Source organism: Paraburkholderia sp. RL17-337-BIB-A, assembly GCF_046025895.1.
Lineage (GTDB): Bacteria > Pseudomonadota > Gammaproteobacteria > Burkholderiales > Burkholderiaceae > Paraburkholderia > Paraburkholderia fungorum_C.
In genome coordinates, this window is the sequence record NZ_JARESY010000001.1 from 3311832 (window position 1) to 3326559 (window position 14728).

Annotated in this window: 15 protein-coding genes; 9 read left to right on the top strand and 6 right to left on the bottom strand. The window is 62.2% G+C overall.

Going from position 1 to position 14728, the window contains the following annotated elements; genetic code table 11:
- Positions 1-22: 22 nt before the first annotated feature.
- On the top strand, positions 23-1300 hold the full coding sequence (locus P0D84_RS14875; protein WP_408337523.1) for a polyhydroxyalkanoate depolymerase: 1278 nt from the start codon (positions 23-25) through the stop codon (positions 1298-1300).
- 106 nt (positions 1301-1406) lie between these two features.
- Here P0D84_RS14875 and P0D84_RS14880 read toward each other — a convergent pair whose 3' ends face one another.
- The gene (locus P0D84_RS14880; RefSeq protein WP_201641502.1) at positions 1407-2039 is read right to left on the bottom strand and encodes a TetR/AcrR family transcriptional regulator; all 633 of its coding nucleotides are present in this window, start codon (positions 2037-2039) and stop codon (positions 1407-1409) included.
- A 398-nt stretch (positions 2040-2437) separates the two neighbouring features.
- On the opposite strand from P0D84_RS14880, the gene rsxB reads away from it, so the two are divergent.
- The 3 genes from rsxB (at position 2438) to P0D84_RS14895 (ending at position 4562) form a co-directional block, all read left to right on the top strand.
- On the top strand, positions 2438-3262 hold the full coding sequence (gene rsxB, locus P0D84_RS14885; protein ID WP_408337525.1) for an electron transport complex subunit RsxB: 825 nt from the start codon (positions 2438-2440) through the stop codon (positions 3260-3262).
- Positions 3263-3282: 20 nt separating this feature from the next.
- Positions 3283-3927: an endonuclease III gene (gene nth / locus P0D84_RS14890; protein WP_408337527.1), complete on the top strand. Its 645-nt coding sequence runs from the start codon at positions 3283-3285 to the stop codon at positions 3925-3927.
- Between the two features lie 200 nt (positions 3928-4127).
- Positions 4128-4562, top strand: a complete 435-nt coding sequence (locus P0D84_RS14895; RefSeq protein WP_408337529.1) for a DUF1841 family protein — start codon at positions 4128-4130, stop codon at positions 4560-4562.
- A gap of 76 nt (positions 4563-4638) precedes the next feature.
- Here the strand turns inward: P0D84_RS14895 and P0D84_RS14900 are convergent, their stop codons facing one another.
- Together P0D84_RS14900 and P0D84_RS14905 are read right to left on the bottom strand one after the other, a co-directional pair.
- A complete protein-coding gene (locus P0D84_RS14900) occupies positions 4639-5022 on the bottom strand; it encodes a c-type cytochrome (RefSeq protein ID WP_408337531.1) in 384 nt (127 codons plus the stop codon).
- A gap of 65 nt (positions 5023-5087) precedes the next feature.
- Positions 5088-5456 (bottom strand): c-type cytochrome, encoded by a 369-nt coding sequence (locus P0D84_RS14905; protein ID WP_408337533.1) that lies wholly within the window; start codon positions 5454-5456, stop codon positions 5088-5090.
- Positions 5457-5864: 408 nt separating this feature from the next.
- Here P0D84_RS14905 and P0D84_RS14910 point away from each other — a divergent pair, with 408 nt between their 5' ends.
- The 5 genes from P0D84_RS14910 (at position 5865) to P0D84_RS14930 (ending at position 11449) form a co-directional block, all read left to right on the top strand.
- Entirely contained in the window at positions 5865-6707 is an 843-nt protein-coding gene (locus tag P0D84_RS14910; RefSeq protein WP_012432267.1) for an AAA family ATPase, read from the top strand.
- 75 nt (positions 6708-6782) lie between these two features.
- Complete coding sequence (locus P0D84_RS14915) at positions 6783-7958, top strand: vWA domain-containing protein (RefSeq protein WP_408337536.1); 1176 nt, start codon at positions 6783-6785, stop codon at positions 7956-7958.
- A 41-nt stretch (positions 7959-7999) separates the two neighbouring features.
- On the top strand, positions 8000-9220 hold the full coding sequence (locus tag P0D84_RS14920) for a benzoate/H(+) symporter BenE family transporter (protein ID WP_408337538.1): 1221 nt from the start codon (positions 8000-8002) through the stop codon (positions 9218-9220).
- A gap of 569 nt (positions 9221-9789) precedes the next feature.
- Positions 9790-10743 (top strand): transaldolase, encoded by a 954-nt coding sequence (tal, locus tag P0D84_RS14925; protein ID WP_408337540.1) that lies wholly within the window; start codon positions 9790-9792, stop codon positions 10741-10743.
- Between the two features lie 286 nt (positions 10744-11029).
- Positions 11030-11449 (top strand): VOC family protein, encoded by a 420-nt coding sequence (locus P0D84_RS14930; protein WP_408337542.1) that lies wholly within the window; start codon positions 11030-11032, stop codon positions 11447-11449.
- A 97-nt stretch (positions 11450-11546) separates the two neighbouring features.
- Here the strand turns inward: P0D84_RS14930 and P0D84_RS14935 are convergent, their stop codons facing one another.
- The 3 genes from P0D84_RS14935 to P0D84_RS14945 all read right to left on the bottom strand — a co-directional run bounded on the left by P0D84_RS14935 (position 11547) and on the right by P0D84_RS14945 (position 14596).
- A complete protein-coding gene (locus P0D84_RS14935) occupies positions 11547-12671 on the bottom strand; it encodes an FUSC family protein (RefSeq protein ID WP_408337544.1) in 1125 nt (374 codons plus the stop codon).
- Positions 12672-12797: 126 nt separating this feature from the next.
- Positions 12798-14348: a monocarboxylate uptake permease MctP gene (gene mctP, locus P0D84_RS14940; protein ID WP_408337546.1), complete on the bottom strand. Its 1551-nt coding sequence runs from the start codon at positions 14346-14348 to the stop codon at positions 12798-12800.
- Entirely contained in the window at positions 14348-14596 is a 249-nt protein-coding gene (locus P0D84_RS14945; RefSeq protein WP_408337548.1) for a DUF3311 domain-containing protein, read from the bottom strand. The genes mctP and P0D84_RS14945 overlap by 1 nt, the downstream gene beginning before the upstream one ends.
- Between the last annotated feature and the right edge of the window lie 132 nt (positions 14597-14728).

Sequence of the window (14728 nt, forward strand, 5' to 3'; positions counted from 1 at the left end):
GAACCGCTTAAACGGAGCACCCATGCTCTACCAACTGCACGAATTCCAGCGGGCGATGTTGAGCCCCCTCACCGCCTGGGCCCAGGCCGCGTCCAAATCGTTCGCGAATCCCGCCAGCCCATTGGCCTATGTGCCCGGCGCCACGCGGCTGTCCGCCGGTTACGAACTGCTCTACCGGCTCGGCAAAGATTACGAAAAGCCCGAGTTCAATCTTCATCAGATTGTTAAAGACGGTCATAACATTCCGATCATCGAACAGACGATTATCGAAAAGCCGTTTTGCCGCCTGATGCGCTTCAAGCGTTTCGCCGACGACAGCGACGCTGTTATCCAATTGAAAGACGAGCCGATCGTGCTGGTGTGCGCGCCGTTGTCCGGCCACCACGCCACGCTGCTGCGCGATACGGTGCGCACGTTGCTGCAAGACCACAAGGTCTACCTGACCGACTGGATCGACGCACGCATGGTGCCGCTCGAAGAAGGCGAGTTTAATCTGGACAATTACGTCGCCTACATTCAGGAATTCATCCGCCACATCGGCGCGAACAACCTGCACGTGATCTCGGTGTGTCAGCCCACGGTGCCGGTGCTCGCCGCCATCTCGCTGATGGCGAGCCGCGGCGAAGACACGCCGCGCACCATGACGATGATGGGCGGTCCGATCGACGCGCGTAAGAGCCCCACCTCGGTCAACTCGCTCGCCACGCAGCACTCGTACGAGTGGTTCGAAAACAACGTGATCTTCACGGTGCCGCCGAACTATCCGGGCGTGGGCCGCAAGGTTTACCCGGGCTTCCTGCAACACACCGGCTTCGTCGCGATGAATCCGGAACGGCACGCGGCCTCGCACTGGGACTACTACCAGAGCCTGCTGCGCGGTGACGAAGACGACGCGGAAGCCCATCGCCGCTTCTACGACGAGTACAACGCCGTGCTCGACATGGACGCCGACTATTACCTCGACACGATCCGCGTGGTGTTCCAGGAATTCCGCCTGGCCGAAGGCACGTGGGACGTCGCGGGCGAACGGGTGCGTCCGCAGGACATCAAGAAGACCGCGCTCTTCACGATTGAAGGCGAGTTGGACGATATTTCCGGCGACGGTCAGACATTCGCCGCACACGAGTTGTGCAGCGGCATTCCGGAGCAGGACAAGCGTCACTTCACCGCGGAGAAATGTGGCCACTACGGCATTTTCTCGGGCCGCCGCTGGCGCACCATCATTTATCCGCAGTTGCGCGACTTCATCCTCGAGCACAACAAGACGCCGAAGGTAGCGAAGGAAAAAGTCGAAGCCTGAGCACCGCGCGCACGGATATAAACAACGGCCTCTTCTTCAGAGGCCGTTGTCGTTTCTGAGCGCTTGTTGTGACGCTTGTTACGTTGTTGCGCTGCTGCGTCGCAGCTTATTTCCGCAACAGATACGCAAGCAGCAACTCGGTGTTCATCTGGATGACTTCACTGCGTTCGCTCGCGCTGCTGAAATCGCGGCCAAGTGTCGCTTCGAGCGTGAAGCGGTTCGACACGATGTAGTAGCCCATGCCGGACAGCGTCACGTAAAAGCGCAACGGATCGACGTTGGTGCGAAACAGCCCGGCGCGTTGACCACGTTCAAGAATGCCGCCGAGCGTAGCGACGATCGGCGAGATCATTTCGCGAATGCGCGTCGACTTCTGCATGTAGCGTGCCTCATGCAGATTCTCGTTGTTGATGAGACGCAGCAGCTCGGGATGATCGCGGTAGTAATCCCAAACAAAATGCGCGAGACGTGTGACCGCCTCGACCGGCGCAATGCCGTTCAGTTCGAGCGTTCGTTCCGCTTCATTGAGCGCGCTGAATGCGTGCTCGAGTACCGCAGTAAAAAGCTGCTCCTTGCTACCGAAGTAGTAATAGAGCATGCGTTCATTAGTTTCCGCGCGGCGGGCGATCTGATCGACGCGCGCGCCGAACAACCCTCCATTTGCAAACTCTTCGGCCGCCGCAAGCAAAATGCGGCGCCGCGTGCCTTCAGGATCTCTTTTGATTTTCGGTTGATTCATGGTGGCATGTCTTCGTGAGCCGCGTTATCCGAATCGCGCCGCCGGCCTCTCCTCGGACCTTGCACCGACAGCACTGAACGGGCTGGTTGCGGGAATACCCTTCTGCGGTCATTCGAAAAAGCGCTTCGATTATGGCACATGGATTGCGGATGGCAATCGGGGAAATCGGCGATAATGTGCTATTTAGTTTGCGCGCAGCGCCTGATTCTAGACGTCGCCAATCGTGACGCCAATCGCGCCTCTATTCGTGTCTGTATTTGCCTATTCGGCGCGTGTTTTCGCTCCGTTTTTTGCTCTTTTTTCGCCGCGCTTTTGTGTTGCCCCAGCCTGCCGCGTGTTTTCCCTAAGCCGCGTTCGGCGAGTTGTGCGGCCCCGAAGCAAGCCCCCATGTCGTGACCGTGATTGAATTCAAAACACTCGCAGACCGCATCGAAGATCTGCTGCCCCAAACGCAATGCACCAAATGCGGTTATCCGGCGTGCCGTCCGTATGCCGAAGCCGTCGCCCGTGGCGAGGCTAACTACAACCAGTGCCCGCCGGGCGGCGCCGAAGGCATCGCCCGCCTCGCCGCACTGCTCGGCAAACCGGTGATTCCGCTCAATTCCGCCAACGGCGTCGAACGGCCGCGTCCGCTGGCGGTTATCGACGAACAAGTTTGCATCGGCTGCACGCTGTGCATGCAGGCCTGTCCGGTCGATGCAATAGTTGGCGCACCGAAACAGATGCACACGGTGATCGCCGAGCTCTGTACCGGTTGCGACCTGTGTGTGCCCCCCTGCCCGGTCGACTGCATCGCGCTGCCGCCGGTCACGGGTGAGGCAACCGGTTGGGACGCATGGAGCCAGAGCCAGGCCGACGCCGCGCGCGAGCGCCACGACCGGCGTGAAGCACGTCTCACACGTGAGCGCGAAGCTGCCGAGGCGCGTGCTGCGGCGCGGCGAGCGGTTAGCAATGCGCCCGCTCAAGTTACGCAAGCCGATGCCTCGGCAACCTCCGCCGCGCCCGCAGCGGACGACGCCGAAGCGAAAAAACGCGCGATCATCCAGGCCGCGCTCGAACGGGCGCGTCAGAAGAAGCAGGAATTGGCGGCGAAAGGCCAGGGTCCGCAGAACACGGAACGCGTCAGCGCCGACGTACAGGCGCAGATCGACGCCGCCGAAGCACGCCGCCGCCGTCTCGGACTCGCCGAAAACGACGCCGATACGCCACCAACGAAGCGCTAACCTATCACTCCACGCCGCGCATGAACGCGAATAAACGCCGCGCCATCTACGAGACGCTTCAGAGTCTCAACCCGCATCCCACGACTGAACTCGAGTACACCACACCGTTCGAACTGCTGATTGCCGTGCTGCTGTCGGCGCAGGCCACCGACGTCTCGGTGAACAAGGCGATGCGCAAGATGTTCCCCGTCGCGAACACGCCGCGCAAGGTGTTCGATCTCGGCGAAGAAGGGGTGGCCGGCTACATCAAGACGATCGGCCTGTATCGGACCAAGGCGAAGAATGTAATCGCAACCTGCCGCATTTTGCTCGACCAGTACGGCGGCGAAGTGCCGGAGGATCGTGAAGCGCTAGAGAGCTTGCCGGGGGTCGGCCGCAAAACGGCGAACGTGATTCTGAACACGGCGTTCGGTCATCCGACCATCGCCGTGGATACACACATCTTTCGGGTTGCGAATCGAACTGGGCTCGCTCCCGGCAAAGACGTGCGGGCAGTCGAAGCGGCGCTGGAGAAATTCACGCCCGCCGAGTTCAAGCAGGATGCCCACCACTGGCTGATCCTGCATGGCCGCTATGTGTGCAAAGCGCGCCGGCCGGAATGCTGGCATTGCGTGATCGAGCCACTGTGCGAATTCCGGCCCAAGACGCCGCCGCCGGATCTTTGAGGGCGGTACGGGTTCGGCGGGCGGCGAGGCGGTGCCCGCATCGCCGTGGCGTCCTTGCGCATCGCCCATGCTGCACTCACCCGGCGCGCCCGCGGCCCCATTGCCCTTCGGCCCACTGACGCGCCGCCAGCAAGCCGCCCTGCCCCAGCGTAAAATCACACCCTTCGAACCCGCCCCACACTCACCGCACCATTCCCACGATGTTCAATCCCAGCCGCGACGAAGTCCGTCAATTTTTCACCGATACCTGGCGCAAGCAGCGTCAAGGCGAGATTCTGACGCCGCTCGAAGCGATCGCCGCTGACTGGATCGTCGAGCATCCGGAATATCACGCCGATCTCACCAATACGGAAGCCGCCCAGGCTCAGGACTATTCGCCCGAACGCGGCCAGACCAACCCGTTCCTGCACCTGTCGATGCATCTGGCGATCACCGAACAGTTGTCGATCGACCAGCCGCCGGGCATCCGCGCGGCGCACGAGCGGCTCGCCGCCCGTCTCGGCTCGACCCACGAGGCGCAGCACGCGATCATGGACTGCCTCGGCGAAACCATCTGGGAAGCACAGCGCACCGGCACGCCGCCGGACACGGACGCGTATTTGCAGCGTATCGAGCGGCGCGCCACGCGGGACTGAGCCCCAAAAGCACAACACCCCGCCGAAGCGGGGTGTTGTTCAATCAGAAAGCAATGCAAAAAACAGCGCGACGCTGTTACTTCTTCTGCACCAGATCGCCGTTCAGCGATTCGACGTAGGCCGCGATGTCTTTCATGTCGCTTGGCGACAAGCTTTGCACCTGCGCCTGCATGATCGGGTTGTTGCGACCGAGGTGCGGGTTGCCGTTGCCCATCTGATACTGGCGCAGCGCCCAGTAGACATAATCAGCGTGTTGACCGGCGAGCTTCGGATATTCCGGGCTTACCGGGTTGTTCAGGTTGACGCCATGGCAAGCTGCACAGTTGTGGCTGTCCGACAGCACCTTGCCGTTGCCGGCGTCAGCGGCGTGCGCGACGTTCGCTGCAACCAGACCGATGACTGCCGCCGACGCGCATGCAGCCTTGAACACCGTGGTGAGTGCCTGTTGGGGCTTATTCATGAATTCTCCTATCCCGCGAATATAAATAGCGAGTGACCGGATGGACGACCGCAGACCGCAGCCGATCACTTGTCGGGATTGCTCTTCGAAGAGGAATTTTGCGCTGCGTAGTAGGCAGCGATGTCGGCGATGTCCTGATCCGACAGCGACGCGGTGATCGCGTGCATCGTTTCGAAATGGCGGTCGCCCTTCTTGTAGCCGCGCAGGGCGTTCTCGAGGTATGCCTGATTCTGGCCGCCGAGCATGGGCACGCGGTAGACCTCGGGGTAAGCCGTGCGGTATTCAGGAATGCCGTGGCAGCCAATACACATCGCGACCTTGCCTTGACCCGCCTTCGCGCTGCCGACGACATCCGCTGCCTGCGCACTGACCGCATAGCCCGCGAGCACCGACAGCGCTGCGATCACGACGTGTTTGCCGACGAATTTATTCATAGCATGTAACCTGGCATGAGGGGAACGGGCGCCCAGAAAGGCAACGGCCCGCGCCGTTCTTCTTATAAGGGTAGCCACGCAGGCAAAAAATCGGGCTAATTGTACCGCGACGCCGCGCCGAACGTCCACCGCGCGGGGGCCGCGGTGCATCCGGGCGCCGCAAAGCCACGGCTAGCGCCATTCTGCTCCGCCGCGCTTCGCCCACGTCGCCTGGCGCTCACTGCGCAATCCGGCCGGCTGCGCCCGCCCACCGGGCGGCGCCGGGCAAGCGTACGGACCGCTCGCGAACGCCCTACGTGCGCCCGCTGCAGCGTCCGACACCGCGGGTGACACCTTACGCGAGCCCGTTTCAGGCCAACAGGCCTTCTGACTTATACTGGGTTTTTTCCCAAAAAAGAGCATCTCGCCATGCGTTTCGAAGGCTCATCGCAGTACGTCGCCACCGACGACCTCAAGCTCGCGGTCAACGCCGCGATGACGCTGAAGCGCCCGTTGCTGATCAAGGGCGAACCCGGCACGGGCAAAACCATGCTCGCCGAAGAGGTCGCCGCCGCGCTCGGCATGCCGCTGCTGCAGTGGCATATCAAGTCCACCACCAAGGCCCAGCAAGGCCTGTACGAGTACGACGCGGTGTCGCGCCTGCGCGATTCGCAGCTCGGCGACGAACGCGTCAAGGACATCCGCAATTACATCGTCAAGGGCGTGCTGTGGCAGGCGTTCGAGTCGGACGAGCAAACCGTGCTGCTGATCGACGAGATCGACAAGGCCGACATCGAATTCCCGAACGACCTGCTGCGCGAACTCGACCGCATGGAGTTCTACGTCTACGAGACCCACGAGTTGATCCGCGCGAAACAGCGTCCGCTCGTGATCATCACGTCGAACAATGAGAAAGAACTGCCCGACGCGTTCCTGCGCCGCTGCTTCTTCCACTACATCAAATTCCCCGATCCGGTGACGATGCAGCAGATCGTCGAGGTGCACTACCCCGGCATCAAGAAGGAACTGCTCGCCGCGGCGATGCAGAGCTTCTTCGAGTTGCGCAACGTCGCCGGTCTGAAGAAGAAGCCGTCCACGTCGGAACTGCTCGACTGGCTGAAGCTGCTGCTCGCGGAAGATATTCCGCCCGAAGCGCTGCGCTCGTCCGACCAGAAGCAGATCATCCCGCCGCTGCACGGCGCGCTCCTGAAGAACGAGCAGGACGTGAGCCTGTTCGAGCGGCTGATCTTCATGAACCGCAACAACCGTTGATTCACCGCGGATGACTCGCGAATACCCGTTGATGAAGGCGCCGCGCCGCACGCCAGACGCCGCCGAGGACACAGCATGCTGATCGATTTCTTCTACTCGCTGCGCGCTGCCAAACTGCCGGTGTCGGTGAAGGAATACCTGACGCTGCTCGAGGCGCTCAAAGCCAACGTGATCGCGCCGTCGCTCGACGAGTTCTACTATCTCGCGCGCCTCACGCTGGTCAAGGACGAGCAGTATTTCGACAAGTTCGACCAGGCGTTCGGCGCGTATTTCAACGGCGTCGCGCAAGCCTCGGAGCTCGCCTTCGATGTGCCGCTCGACTGGCTGAAGAAGAAGCTGCAACGCGATCTGTCGCCGGAAGAAAAAGCGCAGATCGAAGCCATGGGCGGCCTCGACAAGCTGATGGAGCGCCTGAAGGAACTGTTCGACGAGCAGAAAGAGCGCCACGAGGGCGGCAACAAATGGATCGGCACGGGCGGCACCTCGCCGTTCGGCAACGGCGGTTATAACCCGGAGGGCGTGCGCATCGGCGGCGACGCGGCGGGCAATCGCACGGCGGTGAAGGTGTGGGAGGCGCGCGCCTATCGCGATTACGACGACCAGGTCGAAATCGGCACGCGCAATATCAAGGTCGCGCTGCGCCGCTTGCGCCGTTTCGCTCGCGAAGGGGCCGCCGAAGAGCTCGATCTGCCCGACACGATCCGCAGCACCGCGGCGAACGCCGGCTGGCTCGATCTGAAGATGGTGCCGGAGCGCCACAACAAGGTGAAAGTGCTGATGCTGCTGGACGTGGGCGGCTCGATGGACGATCACATCAAGCGCACCGAAGAGCTCTTTTCCGCCGCCAAGGCGGAGTTCAAGCATCTGGAGTTTTATTACTTCCACAACTGCGTGTACGACTTTCTGTGGAAGAACAACCGCCGCCGTCACGCCGAGCGCATGCCGACGTGGGACGTGCTGCACAAGTTCACTGCCGACTACAAGCTAATCTTCGTCGGCGACGCGACCATGAGCCCGTACGAAGTGCTGCAACCGGGCGGCTCGGTCGAATACAACAACGCCGAAGCCGGCGCCGTGTGGCTGCGCCGCCTCGCCGACCATTTCCCGCATCACGCGTGGCTGAATCCGGAGCCGGAAGGCTTATGGGCGTACCGGCAGTCGGTCAGCGCGATTCGCGAAGTGCTCGGCCATCGCATGTATCCGCTCACGCTCGCCGGACTCGAAACCGCGATGCGCATGTTGAGCAAATAATCCGCTCGCGTTTTTCATTCCAACTATAAGAAAGCATCCGTATGAGTCAGTCTTCATTGCCCGATTTGTCCCCTGCCGACACGCCGCCCGGGCGTTTCAACCCCATTGCCGACACCTCGCTGTCGGCGATCGTCGCCGGCTTCGTCGCGATGATGACGGGCTATACCAGTTCGCTCGTGCTGATGTTCCAGGCCGGCCAGGCCGCGCATCTCACCGATGCGCAGATTTCTTCGTGGATCTGGGCGCTCTCGATCGGCATGGCCGTCTGCACGATCGGCCTCTCGCTGCGCTTTCGCGCACCGATCGTGATTGCATGGTCGACACCCGGTGCGGCGCTGCTGGTGTCGTCGCTGCCGCATGTGTCCTACCCCGAGGCGATCGGCGCGTTTATCGTCTGCGCGGTGCTGCTGACGGTGGTCGGCCTGACCGGCTGGTTCGACACGCTGATGAAGAAAATCCCGGCTGGCATCGCCTCGGCTTTGCTGGCGGGCATTCTGTTCGAAATCGGCATCGAGATTTTCCGCGCCGCGCAGTTCCAGACGGCGCTCGTGCTGACGATGTTCTTCACCTACCTGATCGTCAAACGCCTCGCGCCGCGCTATGCGATCGTGACGACGCTGATCGTCGGCACGGCCGCCGCCAGCGCGCTCGGACTGCTCGACTTCAGCCGCTTTCACGTCGCGCTCGCCCATCCGGTGTTCACGGTGCCGGCGTTTTCGGTTGCGGCGAGTATCAGCATCGGCATTCCGCTGTTCGTCGTCGCGATGGCCTCGCAGAACGTGCCGGGCATCGCCGTGCTGCGCGCGGACGGCTACACCACGCCCTCCGCGCCGCTGATTTCGACGACCGGCATCGCCTCGTTGCTGCTCGCACCGTTCGGCTCGCACGGCATCAATCTTGCGGCGATTACGGCGGCGATCTGTACCGGCCCCGAAGCGCACGAAAACCGCGACAAACGCTACACGGCAGCGGTCTGGTGCGGCATTTTCTACCTGATTGCCGGGATTTTCGGCGCGACCATCGCCGCGCTGTTCGCCGCCTTGCCGAAGGCGCTGGTGGTCTCGGTCGCCGCGCTGGCGTTGTTCGGCTCGATCATGAGCGGCCTCGCCAACGCCATGCAGGACCTGAAGCAACGCGAAGCGGCGTTGGTGACGTTCATGGTGACGGCCTCGGGTCTGACGCTGCTGTCGATCGGCTCGGCGTTCTGGGGCCTGGTGGCGGGCGTGCTGACGCAAGTTGTGCTGAACGCCCGGCGTGCCTGAAGCGCCGGAGACAAAGACAGTGGGCTGGTGGCGGTTCGGCGCGGAGAATCGGCGTCGGAAGATGGGCAGGCGGTAGCTCGGCGTGGAGAATCAGCCATCGGAGGATGGGCAGGTGGTAGTTCGGCGCAGAAAATCAGCGTCGGAGGATGGGCTGGTGGCAGATCGGCGCAGAGAATCAGCGTCGGAAGATGGGCAGGTGGCAGATCGGCGCAGAGAATCCATCGGAAGTTAGCCAGACGGTAATTCGGCGCAGGGAATCCATCGGAAGTTGGCCAGGCGACAAATCGGCGCCGAAGATCGACATCGGAACGCGGCGCCGGATTCAGCACCGGAAACCGTCTACCCAAATCCCCGTGAACGGATCGCCCGGGGCAAGTGTCAATACTGCATCAGGCGATCCGCCATAGAATAGAGGCATCCGGCAGCGCCTTCCGCCAGATTTCCCCGGCAACATGGCGAGCAGACGCTGCAGCGTGACACGCGGCCGCCGGAACGATTTTGTCTGTTCTGTCCGGTGGCAATCTCATTTCTCCTGAACCACGGCGCACGCGCGCCATGAAGGCTCGAACATGACAACCGCACTCGATCAACTCAAGCAATACACCACCGTCGTGGCCGACACCGGCGACTTCCAGCAGCTTGCCCAGTACAAGCCGCAGGACGCGACCACCAATCCGTCGCTGATTCTGAAGGCCGTTCAGAAAGACGACTACAAACCGCTGCTCGAAAAGACCGTGAAAGCGCACGCGTCGAAGCCGGTCGCCGCGATCATCGACCAGTTGTTGATCGCCTTCGGCACCGAAATTCTCAAGATCATCCCGGGCCGCGTGTCGACCGAGGTGGACGCGCGTCTGTCGTTCGACACGGAGGCGTCGATCGCCAAGGGCCGGGAGCTGATCGCCCTGTACAAAGAGCATGGCATCGGCCGCGAACGCGTGCTGATCAAGCTGGCCTCCACGTGGGAAGGCGTCCGCGCCGCCGAAGTGCTGCAGAAGGAAGGCATCCACTGCAATATGACGCTGCTGTTCTCGCTCGCGCAAGCCGCTGCCTGCGCCGAAGCGGGCGCGCAACTGATCTCACCGTTCGTCGGCCGTATCTACGACTGGTACAAGAAGAACGCCGGCAGCGCCTGGGACGAAGCGAAAGACGGCGGCGCCAACGATCCGGGCGTCAAATCGGTGCGCCGCATTTATGCGTACTACAAAAAGTTCGGCTACAAGACCGAGGTGATGGGCGCAAGCTTCCGCACGCCGGGCCAGATTCTGGAACTGGCGGGCTGCGATCTGCTGACCATCAGCCCGGATCTGCTGCAAAAACTGCAGGAGAGCACCGAGAAGGTCGAGCGCAAGCTGTCGCCCGAGATCGCCACGGGTGCGGACATCGAGCGCGTGCCGGTCGACGAATCCTCGTTCCGTTTCCTCGTCAACGACGAAGCAATGGCGACTGAAAAGCTCGCTGAAGGTATCCGCGCGTTTGCCGCGGACGCCGTCAAGCTGGAAAAGCTGATCGAAGCACTGCGTTAAGCTTCGCCTTCGGCGCTTACGCACGCGATCGCACGCGGGATCGCGGATTGATTGCGCATGTGCTTGAATACGCGGCCCTGAGCCCTCTGGTTCTGGGCCGCGTGCCGTTTACAGGCGCACGTCCGCTATATCCAATACGTCCGATAAGCGCCCACGCCTCGCCTCCCTACGAAATAACGCCACAATCGCTGCCGCAACGGACGACTACAATCGTCTGCACGCCTGCTCCCTCGTTGCCGCTTGCCGAAGGAACGCGGCGCCGCTAACCCTATTCCGGGAGACGATCATGTACGTTCAGCCTTACGTATTTTTCAACGGCCGCTGTGAAGAAGCGCTCAAGTACTACACCGAGAAGCTCGGCGCCGAAGTGTTGCTGATGATGCGTTACAAGGATGCGCCGCCCAACCCCGACCCGCAGAACCAGCCGCGCCCCGGCCTGGAAGAAAAGATCATGCACGCCACGATCAAGCTCGGCTCGACCAACTGGATGGCCTCCGACGGCCACTGCGATCCCGCAGCCTCCTTCAGCGGCTTCAGCCTCTCGCTGACGGCTGACGACGCCGAGTCCGGCCAGAAGTATTTCAACGCGCTGGCCGACGGCGGTTCGGTGACGATGCCGTGGCAAGCCACCTTCTGGAGCAAGGGCTTCGGGATGGTGGTGGACCGCTTCGGTCTCGCGTGGATGGTGACGATACCGGACGCCTGAAGGCCTCACGGGCTTTGGTTGTGGCTTTGGCCATGGCTGTGGCTTCGACCGTAACAGTAGCCCGGTGGCGTCGCCCTTCGCCACCTTGCCCCGCGCCCTAAGCCTGCAGCAAAGTCCGCGAATGCCGCTCGATATTCCAGTTCGGCTCAGTTTCCAACAATAGCGCGCGTAGTCGATCCACCTGTTCGGCAAATCGCTGCCCGAGCCAATACGGCCCTTGCAAGTCGGGCGGCAATCCAAGCGCCGCGTCGCTACACGTCTGGGCGAGCGGCGACGCGGCCGGAATGCCGAAGTGCGTCGCGCGGCCAAAGCGCAAGCCGCGCGCAATCGCCAGCAGAATGCCGCGCACGGCGTGCACCTCGACACCGCACTCGCGCGCATACGCAGCGCGCGCCTCGGCATCGGCGCGCATCAGCGAGCCGGTTGCCAGCAACTCCAGCGAACTGAGCACCGAGCGATGCAGCCGCTGGATCTCATCGAGCTTGGCCAGCGGCACATCGATCTCTTTGGCCACCGAAGGCATCAGCGAGCGCAACTGAACCAGCCGCTTGTTGATCGCGAGGAAGCGTTTGACCTGCTCTTCGTCGCTGACCGTCTCGCCTTCCAGCAAACGGGTGTAGATTCGCGCGCATTCGCGCAGATTGGCGGCGAGGCCGTAGCGCCACGAATACGTGGCGTGCAGTGGCAATGCGAACGAAAACGCCAGTGCGATCACAATGCCGATCAGCACATTCAGCGTGCGCCATAGGCCGACGTCGATCAGATTGTCGCCATGCCCGGCGACGATGCACATCGTGATCGCCGTCAGAAGACCGATGTAGCCGGACGAACCGATTGCGAACCATGCGCAAATCGCCGCGACGATCGACATCAGCACGTAGGTGAGCGGCAGCGAGCCAAGCAGATTCTGCTGCAAAATCAACAGAAGCCCGATCGTTGCGCCCAGCAGCGTGCCCGCCGCCCGCTCGGCGGCCTTCTTGCGGATATTGCCGTGGTGCTGCAAGCCGCCGATCACCACCAGCAGCGTCACCGACGCCCAGATGCCGTGCGGAATATCGATGCCGGTGGTCGCGAGAATCGACACGATCATCGCAAGGCCCACACGCAGACTATGCAGCACCTTCGCGTGGCGATAGCGGTAGTACGGCGACGTGAACGTGCGCACCATGCGGCTAATAGCCGAACGGCGGGCGATCACGGTGCGGGAATCGGCAGAAGCCATGGCGGCACGAGGGACGCTTTTTTGGAGGGGGGTTCCGCTATCCTGCCCTGGAGTACCCCAGAAAGACAAACGCCCGCAAACTTTTGCCTGCGGGCGTTGCTTTTTCAGGCGAGATGGAACGGCTGATTAGCCTTCGACCACATCCAGATAGTCTTCCGGACGGGTACGGTCCTCGGCGCGCTGCATGCCGAACACCCGCACCAGCAGGCTCACCACCACCGACACCACCAGGTTGACGATCAGCGACCACACCGCCGCGTAGCCGGGGATCGCGAGACCGAACAGGTGGATCGTGAAGACCGCACCAGCCAGCTTCAGCGAAATCGCCATCCAGGTCCCGGTGGCGATGCCGACCGCCCAGCCGATCAGCAGGCCGCGATAGTCGAGCACGCGCGTGTACAGACCCAGCACGATGGCCGGCAGCGTCTGGATGATCCAGATGCCGCCCAGCAGTTGCAGCTGGATCGCGTACGTCAGCGGCAGGCCGAGAATGAACGCGACCGCGCCGACCTTGACGATCAGCGACACCAGCTTCGCGACATTGGTCTCCTGCTCAGGCGACATGTTGCGGTTCACGAACTCCTTGTGGATGTTGCGCGTGTAGAGGTTCGCCGCCGCAATCGACATGATTGCCGCTGGCACCAGCGCGCCGATGCCGATCGCCGCGAACGCCACGCCCACGAACCACGACGGGAAGAAGTGCAGGAACAACGCCGGCACCGCGAAGTTCGGGCCAAACGCCTTGAAGTACGGCGCGAATTCCGGCATGTCCTTCACGCCCGCGGCCAGGGCCATGAAGCCGAGCAAGGCGAGCAGGCCGAGCACCAGCGAGTAAGCCGGCAGCATCGCCATGTTGCGGCGGATGGTGTTACCCGATTTCGACGACAGCACCGCGGTGATCGAGTGCGGGTACAGGAACAGCGCGAGCGCCGAACCCACCGCAAGCGTCGCGTACGCGCTGTAGCCGTTCAGGTTCGACACGTCCGGTGCCTTCAGCAGCAGCTTGGCCGGCGGCACCACGCTGAAGATGTGACCGAAGCCGCCCAGTTGCGGCGGAATCACGATGATCGCGGCAAAGATCACGATATAGATCAGCACGTCCTTGACGACCGCGATCATGGCCGGTGCGCGCAGGCCCGAGGTGTACGTGTAAGCCGCCAGAATCGCAAAAGCGATGATCAGCGGCAGATCGCCGACAAAGCCCTTGGTGTCGAAACCCAGCGCGCCGATCACCACTTCGATACCGACCAGTTGCAGCGCGATGTAAGGCATCGTCGCGACGATGCCGGTCACGGCGATCGCCAGCGCCAGCATGCGGCTGCCGTAGCGAGCGGAAACGAAGTCAGCCGATGTCACGTAGCCCTGACGTTTGGCGATGCTCCACAGTTTCGGGAACACGACGAACGCGAACGGATAGATCAGGATCGTGTACGGCAACGCGAAGAAACCGGTTGCGCCCGCACCGAACACCAGCGCCGGCACGGCGATGAAGGTGTAGGCGGTGTACAGGTCGCCGCCCAGCAGGAACCACGTGACGACGGTGCCGAAGCGCCGGCCGCCGAGGCCCCACTCTTCCAGATGGGCCAGGTCGCCCTTGCGCCAGTGGGCCGCGACAAAACCGAGAATGGTGACGCCGATGAAAAACAGGACAAAGACAAAAGTTGCGGTGGCGTTCATCAGTGTGCGCCCCCTTGCGAGCTACCCGGGTTGCCCGTTGAGCGAGTCTTGGTCTTGAAGTACACGAGCGCCGTAATGACCGCGCTGATCAGCACCCACAGGAGCTGATACCAGTAGAAGAACGGAAAATCGAACAGTTGCGGTTCGACCTTGTTATATGACGGCACCCAGATCATGGCGATCCAGGGCAACAGCAACAACCAGAGCCAGTGCTTGCTGGCTTTGTTCGCGTCGGCGTCGTGAGCCATGACGTCTCCTCTTCCCTATTATTGAAATGTTGGCCCGTGTTTGACGGGTGGTGGATCCCCCCGTCGCAGATAGGCCACGGGTGCCCCGAAAGCTCCGAAAGAGTATAGGAGCCGCGAACGTGTGGTCAAGCA

What these genes read in the sequence shown, in the direction of transcription:
- P0D84_RS14875 (WP_408337523.1), top strand. Translation starts at nt 23, where the DNA reads ATGCTCTACCAACTGCACGAATTCCAGCGGGCGATGTTGAGCCCCCTC.
- P0D84_RS14880 (WP_201641502.1), bottom strand. Translation starts at nt 2,039, where the DNA reads ATGAATCAACCGAAAATCAAAAGAGATCCTGAAGGCACGCGGCGCCGC.
- nth (WP_408337527.1), top strand. Translation starts at nt 3,283, where the DNA reads ATGAACGCGAATAAACGCCGCGCCATCTACGAGACGCTTCAGAGTCTC.
- P0D84_RS14895 (WP_408337529.1), top strand. Translation starts at nt 4,128, where the DNA reads ATGTTCAATCCCAGCCGCGACGAAGTCCGTCAATTTTTCACCGATACC.
- P0D84_RS14900 (WP_408337531.1), bottom strand. Translation starts at nt 5,022, where the DNA reads ATGAATAAGCCCCAACAGGCACTCACCACGGTGTTCAAGGCTGCATGC.
- P0D84_RS14905 (WP_408337533.1), bottom strand. Translation starts at nt 5,456, where the DNA reads ATGAATAAATTCGTCGGCAAACACGTCGTGATCGCAGCGCTGTCGGTG.
- P0D84_RS14910 (WP_012432267.1), top strand. Translation starts at nt 5,865, where the DNA reads ATGCGTTTCGAAGGCTCATCGCAGTACGTCGCCACCGACGACCTCAAG.
- P0D84_RS14915 (WP_408337536.1), top strand. Translation starts at nt 6,783, where the DNA reads ATGCTGATCGATTTCTTCTACTCGCTGCGCGCTGCCAAACTGCCGGTG.
- P0D84_RS14920 (WP_408337538.1), top strand. Translation starts at nt 8,000, where the DNA reads ATGAGTCAGTCTTCATTGCCCGATTTGTCCCCTGCCGACACGCCGCCC.
- tal (WP_408337540.1), top strand. Translation starts at nt 9,790, where the DNA reads ATGACAACCGCACTCGATCAACTCAAGCAATACACCACCGTCGTGGCC.
- P0D84_RS14930 (WP_408337542.1), top strand. Translation starts at nt 11,030, where the DNA reads ATGTACGTTCAGCCTTACGTATTTTTCAACGGCCGCTGTGAAGAAGCG.
- P0D84_RS14935 (WP_408337544.1), bottom strand. Translation starts at nt 12,671, where the DNA reads ATGGCTTCTGCCGATTCCCGCACCGTGATCGCCCGCCGTTCGGCTATT.
- mctP (WP_408337546.1), bottom strand. Translation starts at nt 14,348, where the DNA reads ATGAACGCCACCGCAACTTTTGTCTTTGTCCTGTTTTTCATCGGCGTC.
- P0D84_RS14945 (WP_408337548.1), bottom strand. Translation starts at nt 14,596, where the DNA reads ATGGCTCACGACGCCGACGCGAACAAAGCCAGCAAGCACTGGCTCTGG.